This window comes from Mycobacterium sp. SMC-18 (assembly GCF_045310895.1).
GTDB lineage: Bacteria > Actinomycetota > Actinomycetes > Mycobacteriales > Mycobacteriaceae > Mycobacterium.
In genome coordinates this window covers 132,006-149,069 of record NZ_JBJIAL010000007.1, presented here as the reverse complement: position 1 = coordinate 149,069, position 17,064 = coordinate 132,006, and the positions used below count along the sequence as shown (strand labels likewise).

Here is a 17,064-nt window from a genome sequence, read left to right as displayed (position 1 = left end):
AGCTCATTTGTCGTCCGTGAAGACCGCGGGTCGTTTCTCGGCGCGCGCGGCAACCGCCTCTTCGAAGTTGGCGGTGAGCAGTCGGATGAAGAGCTGACCCAGGCCTTCGGCCTGCATATGGCTCTCCAGACTACCGGCGTCCAGTCCACTCCAGAGAGTCCGCTTGGTCAATTCAATTCCCGGGCGGGAGAACGAGCCGATGCGCTCGGCCATGTCGAAGCAGGTTTGCAGGAGCTGATCGTCGGCGACGGTCCTCGACACCAGACCGATCCGCTCGGCCTCCGCCGCATCGATGTCCCGGCCGGTCAGCATCGCCTCGAATGCCCGCGACGTGCCGATGGCCCGCGGCAGCAGATAGGACAGGCCCAACTCGCTGGCTGTCAAACCGTTGTTGATGCCGGCAGCCCGGAAGTAGGCGCCCTCGCCGGCGACCCGGATATCGCACGCCAGGGCCAGGCACAGGCCACCGCCGATCGCGGCTCCGTTGACAGCCGCGATAACCGGCTGGTGCAGCTTGCGAAGTGCCAGGATGACGTCGTCCAGCACCTCCATGGAGCGCAGCGCGAACGTCGGCCGGGTCAGCCCCGCCACGTGCGGCACCGAGCCGGCCGACTTGTGGTCGGCACCGGACGAGAACCCGCGTCCCGCGCCGGTGAGGACGACCGCGCGGACATCGTTGTCGTTGGTGATGTCGTCGAGCGCCGCCTTGAGCGGGACCATGACGTCGAACGCCATGGAGTTCATCCGCTCGGGGCGGTTCAGGGTGACCAGTGCGACGCCGGGCCGCGGATGGTCGACGAGTACCAGTGGGTTCTGTTTGCTCACGTCCTGCACGCTAGCGGGTGCGCAATGTCACACCCGCCGGCAGTGCTCGGCCGGCCTCAGGCGTCGGTGGCGTCGCCCTTTTCGGCCATCGCGGCGTCGATGTCGAATTCCTTGATCTGGCTGATGACCTCGTCGAGCTGATTGGCCGCCAGCATGCCCGAGTGCCGGAACACCAGCTGGCCCTTCTTGAACGCCATCAGGGTCGGGATGGCCTGAATCTCGGCCGCGGAGGCCAGCGCCTGCTCGGCCTCGGTGTCGACCTTGGCGTGGAAGACGTCGGGGTGCTTCTCGGACGATGCGGTGAACGTCGGAGCAAACGCCCGGCACGGCCCGCACCATGACGCCCAGAAGTCCACCAGCACGATGTCGTTGTCGCTGATGATGCCGTTGAATTCGGCGGCGGTGATGTCCTTGGTGCTCACGCTTCTCCCAACATTGCGGTATACCTGCTTGTTCCCAGTATCTGGTCAGCTCAATCGTGCCAGCGCACTGGCCGCGTCGTAGCCATTGAACCCGTCCAGCGTGCCGCTGCGCAGGCGGTTCACCCAACCGGGGTCGGCCAGCAGTGCCCGGCCGATCGCGACCATGTCGAACTCGCCCGCGTCGAACTGCTCCACCAGTTGGTCCACCGGGCCCGGCTCGATGACCTGGCCGGGCTTCTCGGACCGGAACGCGGTCTGCAGGCCCACCGAACCGACCGCGATGACGGGCGTCCCGGTGACCTTCTTGGTCCAGCCGGCCAACGTCAGGGCCGGGTCGGCGTCGGGGAACGCCGGCACGTAGTGCCGGCGCGTGGACGGATGCAGCGCATCGACACCGGCATCGACCAGCGGCGCCAGCAGTTCCTGCAGCTGCATCGGGTCGTCGACCAGCGTCGCGTTGTAGTCGGTGCCCTTCCACTGCGAGAAGCGGTAGATGATCGGGTAGTCCGGGCCGACCGCGGCGCGCACCGCCGCGACCACCTCGGCGGGGAACCGGGTGCGGTTCTGCACCGATCCCCCGTATTCGTCGGTACGCAGATTCGTTCTGGTCCAAAGGAATTGGTCGAGCAGGTAGCCATGCGCCCCGTGCAGTTCGACGGCGTCGAAGCCGACCTCCTTGGCGTTGCGCGCCGCCTCGGCGTACCACTGCGCGACGGCGGGCAGTTCGTCAGTCGCCAGGGCCCGGCCGATCTGCTCGCCGAGTCCGTTGACTCCCGACGGACTGACGGGGGCCACCCCGTCGCGGTCGCCACGCTCGGCGCCCTGGTGCCACAGCTGGGCGGCGATGGTCGCGCCGTGGCGGTGCACCGCGCTGGTGACGTTGCGCCAGCCGTCGAGCGCCGCGGCGCCCACGAGCGTCGGGATGTCCGGTGAGCCGGCGGCCGACGGGTCACCCACCCGCACGCCTTCGGTGATGATCAGGCCGACGCCGCCGGCGGCCCGACGCGCGTAGTACTCCGCCACGTCGGGCCCCGGCACACCTCCGGGCGACGCCTGCCTGGTCATGGGCGCCATCGCGAACCGGTTGGGTACGGTCAGGTTCCGCAGGGCCAGTGGGGCGAAGAGTCCAGATGCATCGACGATCATGAGCCTATGCAACACCCTGACGGCTCAACCGATTCCGCCGGTGCCCGGCTGCCGGTCAGTTGCCTGCCGTCATGCCGATGACGGCAGCTCGTGTGCGCGGCGTGCTTCGAACCGCCAGATCGCCTGGTGCAGCGCATCGGCGTGCCAGCCCGCGACGTCCGCGACGGCGGCGAGCAGGCCCGCGGTGTCGATCGGGCCGTCGCGACCGATTTCGCGCGCGACGTATGCCGCGACGTTCGGATCAGTGCCGGGCAGTTCCGCCAACATCAGCAGGAAGCGCCAGGTGAAGCCCGACCGCTGGCCGGGTATCGCGCACCACGCCCGCTTGGCCTCCTTCGCCAGCTCGGGGTCCGCGGCGATCACCCGCAGGTCCTCGGTCGTGCTGATCCCGAGTGCGACAAAGGCCTGCGCGACCTCGGTCAGCGCCACCGAGCGCAGCGGTGCGTCTTTCCTCGTGGATGTCGGCCGCCGATTGGCGATCTGGGCGGCCCACTGCTCGGGACCGCCCAATGCCTCGACGTTCGCGAGCAGTTCGGGTGCGCCGTCGGTGTCGGCGTCACCGCCTTGCCCGGCCCGGTAGCTGCGGTACCGCTCGACGATCTTGTCGACCGTGAGGTGCCGGGCGCCGGCGGCGTAGATGGCGTCAATGATGCAGAGCGCCAAGGAATCTGGATAGCCGACGGGCGTCGGCCAACCGGCGGGGTCGTCGAGATCGCGTTCGCACGCGGCCCGCAGTCGTTCGATATCAGCGTTCATCGTGGTGCCTTCCTGTCGCAGCGGACCCGATTGGTCCTGTTGCGCTGGAAGTTAGAGAAGACGACCGACAACTACGCCGCGATAAGGCGTCAGAATCACGAGTTATCCACAGGCTGCCGCCACCCGCATGCCGAAACGGCATTCCAGCAGAGAAAGTGCGAGTGACCGCCTGCTGGAATGCCGTTTCGACGAAAAACAGGGAGAAAACTAGACGGTGAAGCCGAGCGCGCGCAGCTGCTCGCGGCCGTCGTCGGTGATCTTGTCCGGGCCCCACGGCGGGTTCCACACCCAGTTCAGCTTGAGGTCGCTGACGAGGCCCGCGCCCACCAGAGCGGTCCGCGACTGATCCTCGATCACGTCGGTCAACGGACAGGCCGCCGAAGTCAGCGTCATGTCCAGCTTCACCACGGTGCCCTCCTCGCCCTCTTCGAGGGTCATGCCGTAGACGAGCCCCAGGTCGACGACGTTGATACCGAGCTCGGGGTCGACGACGTCGCGCATGGCCTCCTCGACGGCGTCGAGCAGTTCGGGGTCGTCGACCACGTTGGCCGCGGTGGTGGCCTCGGGGGTGCCTTCAGTCATCGCTTGTCCTCCGCATCGGTGCCGACAGCTGCCAGCACAGTGTCTTTGGCGCTCGCCTCGGCGAGCGCAGCCTTGAATGCAGTCCAGCCCAGCAGCGCGCATTTCACCCGTGCCGGGTACTTGGCGACACCGGCGAACGCGATGCCGTCACCCAGCACATCTTCGTCCCCCTCGACGTTGCCGCGGGAGGAGATCATCTCGGTGAACGCGCCGACGGTCTTGAGCGCCTCGTCGACACTCTGACCGATCACCTGGTCGGTGAGCACCGACGTCGACGCCTGGCTGATCGAGCAGCCCTGGCCGTCGTACGAGATGTCGGCGATGGTCTCGCCGTCGTCGGACAGCGTGACCCGCAACGTCACCTCGTCACCGCAGGTCGGGTTGACGTGGTGCACCTGCGCGCCGAACGGCTCGCGCAGCCCGCGGTGATGCGGGTGCTTGTAGTGGTCCAGGATCACTTCCTGGTACATCTGTTCCATTCTCATGAGAAGAACTCCACAGCGCGTTTGACGCCCGCGACCAACCGGTCCACTTCGTCGAGCGTGTTGTAGACCGCGAACGACGCGCGCGCCGTCGCGGCGATGCCGAATCGCCGGTGCAACGGAGCCGCGCAGTGGTGCCCGACCCGGACCGCGATGCCCTCGTCATCCAGAATCTGGCCGACGTCGTGGGCATGTACACCGTCGAGCACGAAGCTCACCGGAGACCCGCGATGCTCGGTGGTGGTCGGCCCGATGATCCGCACCTGCGGAATCTGGGTCAGCCCATCCAACGTGGCGGCCACCAGCTCGGCTTCGTGCGCCTCGACAGCGGCCATCCCGATGGCATCGAGATACCGTGCGGCAGCGGCCAATCCGACCACCTGCGACGTCATCGGCGTACCGGCCTCGAAGCGCTGCGGCGCGGCCGCATAGGTCGCCGACTCCATCGTGACGGTCTCGATCATGGATCCGCCCGTGAGGAACGGCGGCAGCGCGTTGAGCAGCGCACGGCGCCCGTACAGCACACCGATCCCGGTGGGCCCCAACATCTTGTGACCAGAGAAGGCCGCGAAGTCGACGTCGAGCGCGTGGAAGTCGACGGGCTGGTGCGGCACCGACTGGCAGGCGTCCAGCACCGTCAGCGCACCGACAGCCTTGGCCCGACGCACGATCTCCGCGACCGGCGCGACGGCACCCGTGACGTTCGAATGATGGGTGAAGGCAACCACTTTCACCCGGTCATCGAGCTGCAGCGAATCGAGGTCGATGCGGCCGTCATCGGTCACCGAATACCAGCGCAGTTCCGCGCCGGTCCGGCGGGCCAGCTCCTGCCACGGGATCAGGTTGGCGTGGTGCTCCAGCTCCGTGGTGACGATGACGTCCCCCGGCCCGACCACGCGGTCGAACCGGTTGTCCCCCACCGCATACGACACCAGGTTCAGGGCCTCGGTGGCGTTCTTGGTGAAGACGAGCTCGTCGTCGTCGGCACCGACGAACGCCGCGATGTCGGCACGGCCCTGTTCGTAGGCGTCGGTCGACTCCTCCATCAGCTGGTGCGCACCGCGGTGCACCGCGCCGTTGGAGGTGGTCAGGAACTCCCGCTCGGCATCGAGCACCTGCAGCGGCTTCTGCGACGTGGCCCCGGAATCCAGGTACGCCAACGTGTTTCCGCCGCGCATCACCCGACTCAGGATCGGGAAGTCGGCCCTGATCCTGGTCAGGTCGAGGTCGACTGACGCTGTCATGGGAATCAGGCTCCGGCGGCCGCGGCCTGCGTGTAGCGCTCGTAGCCGTTCTCTTCGAGCTCGTCGGCCAGCTCCGGACCACCGGAGGTGATGATGCGGCCGTCGAAGAAGACGTGCACGAACTGCGGACGGATGTAGCGCAGGATGCGGGTGTAGTGCGTGATCAGCAGGACGCCGCCGTGCTCGGCCTCGGCGTACCGGTTGACGCCCTCGGACACGACGCGCAGTGCGTCGACGTCCAGGCCCGAGTCGGTCTCGTCGAGGATGGCGATCTTCGGCTTCAGCAGGCCCAGCTGCAGGATTTCGTGGCGCTTCTTCTCACCACCGGAGAAGCCCTCGTTGACGCTGCGCTCGCCGAACGCCGGGTCGATGTCCAGCTCCGACATGGCGGTCTTGACCTCTTTGACCCAGTGGCGCAGCTTGGGGGCCTCGCCACGGACCGCGGTCGCCGCGGTGCGCAGGAAGTTCGACATCGAGACGCCGGGCACCTCGACGGGGTACTGCATGGCCAGGAAGAGGCCGGCGCGCGCACGCTCGTCGACGCTCATCTCCAGCACGTCCTCGCCGTCCAGGGTGATGGAGCCCGAGGTGACGGTGTACTTGGGGTGGCCGGCGATGGCGTACGACAGCGTCGACTTGCCAGAACCGTTGGGGCCCATGACTGCGTGGGTCTCGCCCGACTTCACCGTCAGGTTGACGCCCTTGAGGATCGGCACATCGGCGCCGTCCGGCGCGGTGACCGAGACGTGCAGGTCCTTGATTTCCAGTGTGGTCATGAGTTGTTGCGTCCTTCAGTCAGTTCAAGTTCGTGTTCGATGGCGGCGGTGAGGCGTTCGCGGACTTCCGGCACGGCGATCTTCTGGATGATCTCGCCGAAGAAGCCCCGGACCACCAGGCGGCGGGCCTGGTCCTCGGGAATGCCGCGGGCCTGCAGGTAGAACAGCTGCTCGTCGTCGAAACGTCCGGTGGCACTGGCGTGTCCGGCGCCGACGATCTCGCCGGTCTCGATCTCGAGGTTGGGCACCGAGTCGGCGCGGGCACCGTCGGTGAGCACCAGGTTGCGGTTCACCTCGAAGGTGTCGGTGCCGGTGGCCGCGGCCCGGATCAGCACGTCGCCGATCCACACGGTGTGGGCGTCGGCCTTCTTCGAGTCCGGATCCCCTTGCAGCGCACCCTTGTACAGCACGTTCGAGCGGCAGTTGGGCACCGCGTGGTCGACCAGCAGGCGCGACTCGAAGTGCTGACCCTCGTCGGCGAAGTACAGGCCGAGCATCTCGGCGTCACCGCCGGGGCCCAGGTAACGGGTCCGCGAGGTCAGCCGCACGACGTCACCGCCGAGCGTGACGGCGACGTGCCGCAGCACGGCGTCCTTGCCCAGCGTGGCGTGGTGGGTGCTGACGTTCACCGCGTCGTCGGCCCAGTCGGCGATCGACACGACGGTCAGCCGCGCCGCGTCACCGACGACGAATTCGATGTTGTCGGCGTAGGTTCCGCTGCCGCTCTGGTCGATGACCACGACGGCCTCGCCGAGCTCGGCGACCCGCAGCTGCAGGTGGCCGTACGCGGTCTTGCCCTCACCGGGGCCGGCGATGGCGATCTCGATGGGCTCGGCGACCTGGACGTCGCGACCGACCGACACGATGGTCGCCTCGGTGAACGACGAATATGCCTGCGCGGCAACGCGGTCCGCGGGCACGCCGCCCTGGCCCAGGCGCTCGTCGTCGCGGCCGACGGTCTCGACGGTGACACCGTCGCGCTCCGAAACCTCGACGCGCGCAGCGCCGGTGGCGACAGCGGAGCCGTCGTGCAGGCCGTGCAGACGCTTCAGCGGCGTGAACCGCCACAGCTCGTCACGGCCGCCCGGGACCTCGAAAGCGTTGACGTCGTAGGACGTGAACAGCTCACCCTTGTTGGCGACGATGCCTTCCGTCGCCTCAGTCAGATTCGAACTCACTAGCCGACAGCACCTTCCATCTGCAGCTCGATCAGCCGGTTGAGCTCGAGCGCGTATTCCATTGGCAGTTCCTTGGCGATGGGCTCGACGAAGCCGCGCACCACCATCGCCATGGCCTCGTCCTCGGTCAGGCCGCGGCTCATCAGATAGAACATCTGGTCCTCGCTGACCTTCGAGACCGTGGCCTCGTGACCCATCGTGACGTCGTCCTCACGGATGTCGACGTACGGGTAGGTGTCCGAGCGGCTCACGTTGTCGACAAGCAGCGCATCGCATTTCACGCTCGACTTGGAGCCGTGCGCGCCCTTGTTGACCTGGATCAGGCCACGGTACGACGAGCGGCCGCCACCGCGGGCCACCGACTTGGACACGATGTTGCTCGACGTGTTCGGCGCCAGGTGCACCATCTTGGCGCCGGTGTCCTGGTGCTGGCCTTCGCCCGCGAACGCCACCGAGAGCACCTCGCCCTTGGCGTGCTCGCCGGTCATCCAGACCGCCGGGTACTTCATGGTGACCTTGGAACCGATGTTGCCGTCGATCCACTCCATGGTCGCGCCGGCCTCGGCGCGGGCCCGCTTGGTGACCAGGTTGTAGACGTTGTTCGACCAGTTCTGGATGGTCGTGTACCGAACGCGCGCACCGGGTTTCACCACGATCTCGACGACGGCCGAGTGCAGCGAGTCCGACTTGTAGATCGGCGCGGTACAACCCTCCACGTAGTGCACGTAGGAGCCTTCGTCGGCGATGATCAGCGTCCGCTCGAACTGGCCCATGTTCTCGGTGTTGATGCGGAAGTAGGCCTGCAGCGGGATGTCGACGTGCACGCCCGGCGGCACGTAGATGAACGAGCCACCCGACCACACGGCCGAGTTCAGCGCGGAGAACTTGTTGTCACCGGCCGGGATCACGGTGCCGAAGTACTGCTTGAACAGGTCCGGGTGCTCGCGCAGGCCCGAGTCGGTGTCCAGGAAGATGACGCCCTGCGCCTCGAGGTCCTCGCGGATCTGGTGGTACACGACCTCGGACTCGTACTGTGCGGCGACACCGGCGACCAGGCGCTGCTTCTCGGCCTCCGGGATGCCCAGGCGGTCGTAGGTGTTCTTGATGTCCTCGGGCAGGTCCTCCCAGGACGCGGCCTGCTTCTCGGTGGACCGCACGAAGTACTTGATGTTGTCGAAGTCGATGCCCTCGAGGTCACTGCCCCAGCGCGGCATCGGCTTCTTGTCGAAGATGTGCAGCGCCTTGAGCCGGAAGTCGAGCATCCACTCCGGCTCGTTCTTCTTCGACGAGATGTCGCGGACGACAGCCTCGTTCAACCCACGGGTCGCGGCGGCGCCTGCGGCATCACTGTCTGCCCAGCCGTAGCCGTACGTGCCCAGGGAGGCAATGGTCTCCTCCTGGGTCAGCTGTTCCGGGGTGGTCGTCATTGCGACACTCCTTCTTCTTGGGTCGCGGGGTGGATCGAGTGGACTGCGTTCTCGGGGATGACGGGAACGTGCGTCGTACATGCACAGTCGCCGTTGACGATGGTGGCCAGGCGCTGGACGTGCGTGCCGAGGACCTCGGCGAACGCTTCACGCTCGGCGTCGCACAGTTCGGGGAACTCCTCGGCGACGTGCGAGACCGGGCAGTGGTGCTGGCAGATCTGCACCCCGCCGATCGGCCCCGTCACCGGGGTTGTCGTGGTGGCGTAACCGGCCTTGGTCAGCGCCGCGGCCACCTGGTCCGCGGTGTCGGTGACATCGTCGGTGGCGGTCACGCCGGACAGGATCGAGTCGATACGACGACGCGCGAAGGTGCGGATGGCGTCGTCACCGCCGATTTCGCGCAGCTGGCGCATGGCGGCCGCGGCGAGGTCGTCGTAGGTGTGGCCGAGCTTGGCGCGCCCGGCGGCGGTCAGCCGGTAGCGCTTGGCGGGACGACCACGCCCGTTGTGCTGCCATGCGGCCGCGGCACTGGACTCGGCGTCGCCGGCCTCGATGAGAGCGTCGAGATGACGCCGCACACCAGCGGCGGAGATGCCGAGCTGCTCGCCGATCTGGGTCGCGGTGACCGCGCCTTCCAGCAGCAACTGCACGATGGCCGAACGGGTGTGACCATCGGAAACAGCCGTCGCCGACGCCACCGCGGTCGCGGTGCCGACAGCTTCGGGAGCTCCGGACGGTAATTTCACAACACCATTGTGACGGAATTCAGAACCCGAATCTAGGAAGGTAACCCTTATCACCGAGTTGGCGGGGGCCGAACAGGCCTACGGCTAATCTGCTCTGATGCCCGACCGCCTTCAGCACCTGAGCACGGCCGTCGCGCATTGGCACGCCGACGAACCGTCCGTCGGCTCGCCCCTGAACGCGTCCGAGGTCGCATCCCTGCGCCGGACCCGGCGATTCGGCGCCACCGGAACCGTACTCATGGCCATCGGCGCGCTCGGCGCCGGCGCCCGGCCCGTCGTGCAGGACCCGACGTTCGGCGTGCGCCTGCTGAACCTGCCGTCGCGCATCCAGACCGTCTCACTGACCATGACCACCACCGGCGCCGTCATGATGGCGCTGGCGTGGCTGATGCTGGGCCGCTACACGCTGGGCAAACGCCGGATGTCGCGTAGCCAGCTGGACCAGACACTGCTGCTGTGGGCGCTGCCGCTGCTGATCGCGCCGCCGATGTACAGCAAGGACGTCTACTCCTATCTGGCGCAGAGCCAGATAGCGAGCATCGGGCTGGACCCCTACCGTGTCGGCCCGGCGACCGGTCTCGGGCTCGGCCACGTGTTCACCCTGACGGTGCCGAGCCTCTGGCGCGAGACACCGGCGCCCTACGGACCGCTGTTCCTGTGGATCGGGCGCGGCATCTCCGAGCTCACCGGCGACAACATCGTCGCCGGCGTGCTCTCCCACCGGCTGGTCGTGCTGCTCGGTGTCGCGGCCACGGTGTGGGCAACGCCACGTCTGGCCCGTCGCTGCGGTGTCGCCGAGGTCAGCGCGCTGTGGCTGGGACCGTGTAATCCCCTGCTCTTCATGCACCTCATCGCGGGCATCCACAACGAAGCCCCGATGCTCGGCCTGATGCTCGCCGGCACCGAATTCGCCATGCGCGGCATCGATTCCGGCCGTCCCCTCATCCCCCGACCACTGCACTGGCCACGGCACCGGGAGGACTGGTCCGCGTGGTGGCCGCTGGCGATGCTGCTGACCGGCACGGTGCTCATCGCCATGTCATCGCAGATCAAGCTGCCCTCCCTGCTCGCGCTGGGTTTCGTGGCGATGGCCCTCGCGCGCCGGCTGGGCGGGACGGTCAAGGCCTTCTTCCAGGCCTGTGTGCCGCTGGGCACCGTCGCGCTGGCGGTCATGGCGCTCATCGGCTGGGCCAGCGGCCTGGGCTTCGGCTGGCTGTTCACCCTCGGCACCGCGAACGTGGTGCGGTCCTGGATGTCGCCGCCGACACTCGTCGCGCTCGGCACGGGACAGGTCGGCATCCTGCTGGGCCTGGGCGACCACACCACCGCGGTCCTCGGACTGACCCGTGGGATCGGCGTCTTCGTCATCGGCGTGCTGGTCAGCTGGCTGCTGCTGTCGGTGCTGCGGGGACGGCTCCACCCGCTCGGCGGCCTCGGCGTCGCCATGGGCGCGACGGTGCTGCTGTTCCCCGTCGTGCAGCCCTGGTACCTGCTCTGGGCGATCATCCCGCTGGCCTGCTGGGCGACCCGGCCGGGCTTCCGTGGCACCACCATCGTGGTGACGTTCGTCGTCGGCGTCTTCGGCCCGACGGCCAACGGTGACCGGTTCGCGCTCTTCCAGATCCTCGACGCCACGCTGGCCAGCACCGTCATCGTGCTGCTGCTGATCGCCCTGACGCGCAACAGCCTGCCCTGGCGCGGATTGCCGGAATCAGACAACGGTGACGCCCCTGGTAGCGGCGCTGCCAGGTCCGACGCTTACGCTGAATCCCCGTGAGTTCCGGTGAGACGCCCGTATTGCTGCGCGGCGTCAGCAAGCGCTACGGCGATATCCAGGCCGTGAACAACCTGGATCTGGAGGTGCAGCGCGCCGAGGTGCTGGCCCTGCTCGGACCCAACGGGGCCGGCAAGACCACCACTGTCGAGATGTGTGAAGGCTTCAACAAGCCCGACTCCGGCAGCATCTCGATCCTGGGCCTGGACCCGACGGCCGACAACGCCAAGCTGCGCGCCCGCATCGGCGTGATGCTGCAGGGCGGCGGCGGCTACCCCGCCGCCAAGGCCGGCGAGATGCTGAACCTGGTCGCGGCGTATTCGGCGAACCCGCTCGACCCGCAATGGCTGCTGGACACCCTCGGTCTGACGGAGGCCGCCCGCACCACCTACCGCCGGCTGTCCGGCGGGCAACAGCAGCGCCTGGCGCTGGCCTGCGCCATCGTCGGACGGCCCGAGCTGGTGTTCCTCGACGAGCCGACCGCCGGCATGGACGCCCACGCCCGGATCGTGGTGTGGGAGTTGATCGAAGGCCTGCGCCGCGACGGTGTCACCGTCGTACTGACCACGCATCAGCTCACCGAGGCCGAGGAACTGGCCGACCGGATCGTCATCATCGACCACGGCGCGGCCGTCGCCGCGGGCACTCCCGCCGACCTGACGCGCGGCGGCGCCGAGAACCAGTTGCGCTTCTCGGCCCCGCCCAAATTGGACCTTTCGCTGCTGATCTCGGCGCTGCCGGAGGGCTACCGCGCCACCGAAGCCGGCGCCGGCGAGTACCTGGTGGAAGGCCACATCGACCCGCAGGTGCTGGCGACCGTCACCGCATGGGCCGCCCGCCTGAACGTGCTGGCCACCGACATGCGCGTCGAGCAGCGCAGCCTCGAGGACGTGTTCCTCGACCTGACCGGACGGGAGCTGCGGTCGTGAGTACCGAGACCAATCGGTTCGCACCGGGGACGTTCACCCCGGACCCGCGGCCCGCGGGTATCCCCGCCATGCTGGCGGCACAGTACGGCCTGGAGCTCAAACTGCTGCTGCGTAACGGCGAGCAGCTGCTGCTGACCATGTTCATCCCGATCACGCTGCTGGTCGGGCTCACGCTGCTGCCGCTGGGCTCCCTCGGTGATCACCGGCCCGGGACGTTCACCCCGCCAATCATGGCGCTGGCGGTCATCTCGACGGCGTTCACCGGACAGGCCATCGCCGTCGCGTTCGATCGGCGCTACGGCGCGCTCAAGCGCCTCGGCGCGACCGCGCTGCCGGTCTGGGGCATCATCGCCGGTAAGTCGCTGGCCGTCATCACGACGGTGTTCCTGCAGTCAATCCTGTTGGGCGGCATCGGTATTGCGCTGGGCTGGCGGCCGAGCCCGCTGAGCCTGCTGCTCGGCGCCCTCGTCATCGCGCTCGGTACGGCCTCGTTCGCGGCGCTGGGTCTGCTGCTCGGCGGGACGCTGAAGGCCGAGATCGTGCTGGCCCTGGCGAACCTGCTGTGGTTCATCCTGGCCGCCCTCGGCGCCTTGACCATCGAGCACCGCGTCGTCCCCGAGGCGCTGCGCTGGGTGGCCCGGCTGACGCCGTCGGGTGCGCTGACCGAGTCCCTCACCCAGGCGATGACGCTGTCGGTGGACTGGTTCGGCATCGCGGTGCTGGCCGTGTGGGGAGTGCTCGCCGGGCTAGCCGCGATGCGCTGGTTCCGGTTCAGCTGACGGCCCCTACTACGCCACGTAGTTAGCGCTGGCCTACGATCAGACCGTGCTCGACAAGCTGCCCATCCCCTCGCTTCGGGTCCAGCGGCTCATCGCGTTCCTCGTCATCCTGACCCAGGGCGGCATCGCCGTCACCGGAGCCATCGTCCGCGTCACCGCATCCGGTCTGGGCTGCCCGACGTGGCCGCAGTGCTTCCCGGGCAGCTTCGTGCCGGTGCCGCACGCCGAAGTGCCCGTCGTGCATCAGGCCGTCGAATTCACCAACCGCATGTTCACGTTCGGCGTCGTGCTGACGGCCGCCCTGGCGGTGCTCGCCGTCATCCGTGCCGGCCGCCGCCGCGAGGTGCAGGTCTATGCCTGGCTGATGCCGGCGTCGACTGTGGTGCAGGCGGTCATCGGCGGCATCACGGTCCGCACCGGACTGCTGTGGTGGACCGTCGCCGTCCACCTGCTGGTGTCGATGGTGATGGTCTGGCTGGCCGTGCTGCTCTACGTCAAGATCGGCGAACCCGACTCGGGCACCGAGGAACTCGTCGTGCCGCAGCCGCTGCGCTGGTTCACCGCACTGACCGCCGTCACCCTGTCCGCGGTGCTCGTCACCGGGACCTTGGTGACCGGCGCCGGACCACATGCCGGCGACAAGAGCGCCCTCCAACCGGTCAAGCGCCTGCAGGTCGAGATCACTGATCTGGCGCACCTGCACTCGTCGCTGCTGGTGGCTTACCTCAGCTTCGTCATCGGCCTGGGCTTCGCACTGCTCGCGGTGCGCGCCCCCAAGCCCGTACTGCTGCGGCTGGCGGTGCTGGCCGGGCTGGTGCTCGCGCAGGGCGCCGTCGGCGCGGTCCAGTTCTACACCGGCGTCCCCGCCGTTCTGGTCGCCATCCACGTCGCGGGCGCCGGCGCCTGCACCGCGGCCACCGCAGCGCTATGGGCGTCGATGCGACAGCGGACGTCCCCGTAACGAAATCCCTGGCTTCAGTCGGGTCTGCGGCATCCCGCCACAGATTTCAACCAGGGACGCAGCGACGCCGAAATCGATCCCTGACTTGAGTCAAAGTAGCGACACGTCGCCGCAGATTGACGTCAGGGATCTCGGCTCAGCACTTCGCCCGCCAACCATGCCCCAGGCAGCCTGGTTATCCCCGGCCCGACAGCGGGCCTAGCCCGAGCCGCTCCAGGGCCGACTCGACGCCGACGGCGAATTGCCGTTGGGCCACAGCGCGTTCGGGCTCGGCCAGTTGCCGCCAGCCCAGGCCCGGTTCGACGAGTTCCAGCTCGAGCAACCGCGGGTCCCGGTGATCGCCGATGACGTCCACCCGCGCGTACAGGAACTCCTCCGGCTCGATCCCGAGATGCGTGGCCGCAGCGGCCAGCGTCGCGTAGCCGACGTCCCACAATTCGAAATCCGGGTCGGCAGGCTGTAGCTGTTCCTCGGTGTACGTGCCGGATTCGTGCATCTCCACACTGCCACCGGGCGGCGGCAACATCGGCCCCTTGCTGAACGCGTGCGACTGCTTGCCGGCCAGGAACACCAGGGCGGTCTCCCCTGCCTCGATACGCTCGTCATACGGCTGGATCAGCGCCGTGCGGCCATCGGCCTGGAGCGCGGCAGCATGCGCGGCGGCCGCGGCGGCATCGGTGAATCGTTGCGCCCCAACCGAACCCGCACCCACTGCGGGTTTGACCACGACCTCACCGCTGGGCACCGTCACCGACTCCCCCGGCGCGAAGAAACCGCTGGGCACCGTCGGCACGCCGGCCGCCGCCAAGTCCGCCAGGTAACGCTTGTCGCTGTTCCACGCCACCACCCCGGGCGCGTTCAGCAGATTGCGCACCTTCGTGGTCCAGGCCAGGAATTCGTCGTGCCGCTCGGTGTAGTCCCACGTGGCCCGCAGGATCACGAGATCGGCCTGCAGTGTGGCGGGGTCGTCCCACGCCAGCCACTGCGCATGCAAACCGCGGTCCCGCAACGCCTTGACCAACCCGTCGTCGTCTCCGTCGCCTTCGACGAGAGCCCGGCAACCTGCCAAAACGATGCGTGGATGACGGATATCGGGCCGCGCGAGTTTCACGTTGGAATGATAGGTGGCATGCACGCCATCGAAGTCGCCGAACTCGGCGGTCCAGAAGTCCTGTCCTTCGTCGAACGCCCCGAGCCCACGCCGGGCCCGGGCGAGGTCCTGATCAAGGCCGAGGCCATCGGCGTCAACTTCATCGACACGTATTTCCGCTCCGGCCTCTATCAGCGCGAAGTGCCGTACATCCCCGGCACCGAGGTCTGCGGCACCATCACCGCGGTTGGTGACGATGTGGCGGCGCTGGCCGTCGGCGACCGCGTGGTCACCGCCGCGGCCGACGCCACCTACTCCGAATACTGCGTCGCACCAGCCGATTACGTGGCCTACGTCCCGGAGGGCGTCGACCCCGAGGTGGCGGCCGCGGCACTGCTCAAGGGCATGACGGCGCATTACCTGATCAAGTCGACCTATCCGGTCCAGCAGGGCGACACCGTGCTGCTGCACGCCGGCGCGGGCGGCGTCGGGCTCATCCTGACGCAGTGGGCCACCAGCATGGCCGTCCGGGTCATCACCACTGTCTCCAACCAGGACAAGGCCGAGTTGTCCCGGCGGGCCGGCGCCATCGAGGTGCTCGACTATCCCGACGACCCCGCCGAGTTCGGCGCCAAGATCCGCGAACTGACGGGCGGCAACGGCGTCGCCGCCGTGTACGACGGGGTGGGCGCGTCCACGTTCGAGGCCAGCCTGGCCAGCCTCGCGGTGCGCGGCACCCTGGCCTTGTTCGGCGCGTCGAGCGGTCCCGTGCCGCCGTTCGACCTGCAGCGGCTCAACAGCGCGGGCTCGTTGTTCGTCACCCGGCCGACGCTGGCCCACTACACCCGCACGGCCGACGAATTCTCGTGGCGGGCAGGCGAACTGCTGCAGGCCGTCGCCGACGGCACCATCAACGTTACGGTCAGCCAGCGCTACCCGCTGGCCGACGCCGCCCGTGCACACGCCGACCTGCAGGCCCGCCTGACCGTCGGCTCGGTGGTGCTGGTGCCCTAGACCGGCTCGGCCGCCGGGAACGTCCAGGCGCCGTCGAGAATCTCGGCCCGCGGGCGGTACAGCCGCACGGTGTAGTTCCAGCCCGGCGTGATCGGCAGCAGATTGTCGGCACCCGCGCCACCGAACTGGATGGTTGTCGAACCGTCGGCGGCCTTGACCGCGGTGATGTTGTTCAGCGAGTAGGCATTCTGCTCGTTGGCGGTGAAGTAGCCGTCCTGGTTGTAGACCGTCACCGACCAGAAACCGTCCACCGGAACGTCTTCGACGGTGAGCCGGTGCACCGTGGTGCCGTCGTTCTGGGACGGCACCACGGTCAGGTAGAACGCGTCGCGCGCGGGATTGCCGCCCCAGGCGTTGGCCGAGCCGATCAGGTGCCGCACCGGGTCGGTGTCGGCCGCGGTGCCGAACATGCCCTTGGTGTCCGGCAGCGTGGTGGCCAGCGTGACGAGGGCGTCGCGCACGGTCTTCTGGCTGACGGGGTCCCAGTCGGGTACCTCGAAGCTGCCCGGGGCGTCCTGCGCGACGGTGACGGCGTCCTGCAGCGCGTGCACGGCGGCCAGGTCGGCGGCATCGTTGGGATCGACCAGCGTGCGGACGGCCACCGCCACGTACCGGGTGCCGACGGCCTCGCGTGTCAGGTCGACCGTCGCCGGGGCGTAGGCGACCTGGGTCGTGTAGTGGTCCTCGTTGATGACCTGGAGCGACATGAACCGGCCCGCGCTGTCGGGCAGGGTGACGGTGACCGGTCCGGCGTCGAGGTCGAACACCGCGGCCGAGTAGAGGGTGTCGCGGTTCTGCCGGATGACGACCTGATGGTCGATCGAGCTCAGTTCGCGATGATGAAGAAAGCCACCGACGCCGCCGTCGTTCACGATGCCGGAGAAGTACAGATCCGATTCGGCGCGGGCGAAATTGTCGGGGCTCACCGGTTGG

At 68.3% G+C, this 17,064-nt stretch carries 18 protein-coding genes; 5 read left to right on the top strand and 13 right to left on the bottom strand.

The features are described 5' to 3' along the window. Positions 1-3: 3 nt before the first annotated feature. From ACJH6J_RS08860 to ACJH6J_RS08810, 11 genes are all read right to left on the bottom strand, one after another. Positions 4-834: an enoyl-CoA hydratase gene (locus ACJH6J_RS08860; RefSeq protein ID WP_406803821.1), complete on the bottom strand. Its 831-nt coding sequence runs from the start codon at positions 832-834 to the stop codon at positions 4-6. Between the two features lie 47 nt (positions 835-881). Next, the gene (trxA, locus tag ACJH6J_RS08855) at positions 882-1,247 is read right to left on the bottom strand and encodes a thioredoxin (RefSeq protein ID WP_020100563.1); all 366 of its coding nucleotides are present in this window, start codon (positions 1,245-1,247) and stop codon (positions 882-884) included. Positions 1,248-1,292: 45 nt separating this feature from the next. Beyond that, positions 1,293-2,393 (bottom strand): NADH:flavin oxidoreductase, encoded by a 1,101-nt coding sequence (locus ACJH6J_RS08850; RefSeq protein WP_406803820.1) that lies wholly within the window; start codon positions 2,391-2,393, stop codon positions 1,293-1,295. A gap of 69 nt (positions 2,394-2,462) precedes the next feature. Next, positions 2,463-3,149 (bottom strand): heme peroxidase, encoded by a 687-nt coding sequence (locus ACJH6J_RS08845; protein WP_406803819.1) that lies wholly within the window; start codon positions 3,147-3,149, stop codon positions 2,463-2,465. Between the two features lie 207 nt (positions 3,150-3,356). Continuing rightward, positions 3,357-3,731: a metal-sulfur cluster assembly factor gene (locus tag ACJH6J_RS08840; protein ID WP_293020101.1), complete on the bottom strand. Its 375-nt coding sequence runs from the start codon at positions 3,729-3,731 to the stop codon at positions 3,357-3,359. Further along, positions 3,728-4,216, bottom strand: a complete 489-nt coding sequence (gene sufU / locus ACJH6J_RS08835) for a Fe-S cluster assembly sulfur transfer protein SufU (protein WP_293020103.1) — start codon at positions 4,214-4,216, stop codon at positions 3,728-3,730. Before sufU ends, ACJH6J_RS08840 begins: the two co-directional genes overlap by 4 nt. Continuing rightward, complete coding sequence (locus ACJH6J_RS08830) at positions 4,213-5,457, bottom strand: cysteine desulfurase (protein ID WP_406803818.1); 1,245 nt, start codon at positions 5,455-5,457, stop codon at positions 4,213-4,215. The genes sufU and ACJH6J_RS08830 overlap by 4 nt, the downstream gene beginning before the upstream one ends. 5 nt (positions 5,458-5,462) lie before the next feature. Beyond that, positions 5,463-6,233: a Fe-S cluster assembly ATPase SufC gene (gene sufC, locus ACJH6J_RS08825; RefSeq protein WP_020100570.1), complete on the bottom strand. Its 771-nt coding sequence runs from the start codon at positions 6,231-6,233 to the stop codon at positions 5,463-5,465. Next, positions 6,230-7,411: a Fe-S cluster assembly protein SufD gene (gene sufD / locus ACJH6J_RS08820; protein WP_406774674.1), complete on the bottom strand. Its 1,182-nt coding sequence runs from the start codon at positions 7,409-7,411 to the stop codon at positions 6,230-6,232. Before sufD ends, sufC begins: the two co-directional genes overlap by 4 nt. Continuing rightward, complete coding sequence (gene sufB / locus ACJH6J_RS08815) at positions 7,411-8,838, bottom strand: Fe-S cluster assembly protein SufB (RefSeq protein WP_318984578.1); 1,428 nt, start codon at positions 8,836-8,838, stop codon at positions 7,411-7,413. Before sufB ends, sufD begins: the two co-directional genes overlap by 1 nt. Then, on the bottom strand, positions 8,835-9,584 hold the full coding sequence (locus tag ACJH6J_RS08810) for a metalloregulator ArsR/SmtB family transcription factor (protein ID WP_318984577.1): 750 nt from the start codon (positions 9,582-9,584) through the stop codon (positions 8,835-8,837). The genes sufB and ACJH6J_RS08810 overlap by 4 nt, the downstream gene beginning before the upstream one ends. Before the next feature lie 97 nt (positions 9,585-9,681). Here ACJH6J_RS08810 and mptB point away from each other — a divergent pair, with 97 nt between their 5' ends. The 4 genes from mptB to ACJH6J_RS08790 are packed head-to-tail and all read left to right on the top strand — an operon-like array spanning position 9,682 to position 14,027. Beyond that, positions 9,682-11,361, top strand: a complete 1,680-nt coding sequence (gene mptB, locus ACJH6J_RS08805) for a polyprenol phosphomannose-dependent alpha 1,6 mannosyltransferase MptB (RefSeq protein ID WP_406774675.1) — start codon at positions 9,682-9,684, stop codon at positions 11,359-11,361. Further along, on the top strand, positions 11,358-12,287 hold the full coding sequence (locus ACJH6J_RS08800) for an ABC transporter ATP-binding protein (RefSeq protein WP_318984575.1): 930 nt from the start codon (positions 11,358-11,360) through the stop codon (positions 12,285-12,287). Before mptB ends, ACJH6J_RS08800 begins: the two co-directional genes overlap by 4 nt. After that, positions 12,284-13,066 carry an ABC transporter permease gene (locus tag ACJH6J_RS08795; RefSeq protein ID WP_406803817.1) on the top strand — a complete coding sequence of 261 codons (783 nt, stop codon included), beginning with the start codon at positions 12,284-12,286 and terminating at the stop codon, positions 13,064-13,066. The genes ACJH6J_RS08800 and ACJH6J_RS08795 overlap by 4 nt, the downstream gene beginning before the upstream one ends. Positions 13,067-13,112: 46 nt before the next feature. After that, positions 13,113-14,027: a heme A synthase gene (locus ACJH6J_RS08790; protein ID WP_346415679.1), complete on the top strand. Its 915-nt coding sequence runs from the start codon at positions 13,113-13,115 to the stop codon at positions 14,025-14,027. A gap of 175 nt (positions 14,028-14,202) precedes the next feature. Here the strand turns inward: ACJH6J_RS08790 and ACJH6J_RS08785 are convergent, their stop codons facing one another. Continuing rightward, a complete protein-coding gene (locus ACJH6J_RS08785) occupies positions 14,203-15,138 on the bottom strand; it encodes a hypothetical protein (protein WP_318984569.1) in 936 nt (311 codons plus the stop codon). A gap of 18 nt (positions 15,139-15,156) precedes the next feature. Here ACJH6J_RS08785 and ACJH6J_RS08780 point away from each other — a divergent pair, with 18 nt between their 5' ends. Continuing rightward, a complete protein-coding gene (locus ACJH6J_RS08780; RefSeq protein ID WP_318984568.1) occupies positions 15,157-16,131 on the top strand; it encodes a quinone oxidoreductase in 975 nt (324 codons plus the stop codon). Here the strand turns inward: ACJH6J_RS08780 and ACJH6J_RS08775 are convergent. After that, a complete protein-coding gene (locus tag ACJH6J_RS08775; protein WP_406803835.1) occupies positions 16,128-17,057 on the bottom strand; it encodes a DUF1214 domain-containing protein in 930 nt (309 codons plus the stop codon). The genes ACJH6J_RS08780 and ACJH6J_RS08775 overlap by 4 nt on opposite strands. Positions 17,058-17,064: the final 7 nt, after the last annotated feature.

Excerpts from the sequence above, each read along its gene's own strand:
- sufC (WP_020100570.1), bottom strand. The coding sequence starts at position 6,233 with ATGACCACACTGGAAATCAAGGACCTGCACGTCTCGGTCACCGCGCCG.
- ACJH6J_RS08840 (WP_293020101.1), bottom strand. The coding sequence starts at position 3,731 with ATGACTGAAGGCACCCCCGAGGCCACCACCGCGGCCAACGTGGTCGAC.
- ACJH6J_RS08845 (WP_406803819.1), bottom strand. The coding sequence starts at position 3,149 with ATGAACGCTGATATCGAACGACTGCGGGCCGCGTGCGAACGCGATCTC.
- sufB (WP_318984578.1), bottom strand. The coding sequence starts at position 8,838 with ATGACGACCACCCCGGAACAGCTGACCCAGGAGGAGACCATTGCCTCC.
- ACJH6J_RS08830 (WP_406803818.1), bottom strand. The coding sequence starts at position 5,457 with ATGACAGCGTCAGTCGACCTCGACCTGACCAGGATCAGGGCCGACTTC.
- mptB (WP_406774675.1), top strand. The coding sequence starts at position 9,682 with ATGCCCGACCGCCTTCAGCACCTGAGCACGGCCGTCGCGCATTGGCAC.
- ACJH6J_RS08780 (WP_318984568.1), top strand. The coding sequence starts at position 15,157 with ATGCACGCCATCGAAGTCGCCGAACTCGGCGGTCCAGAAGTCCTGTCC.
- ACJH6J_RS08850 (WP_406803820.1), bottom strand. The coding sequence starts at position 2,393 with ATGATCGTCGATGCATCTGGACTCTTCGCCCCACTGGCCCTGCGGAAC.
- sufU (WP_293020103.1), bottom strand. The coding sequence starts at position 4,216 with ATGAGAATGGAACAGATGTACCAGGAAGTGATCCTGGACCACTACAAG.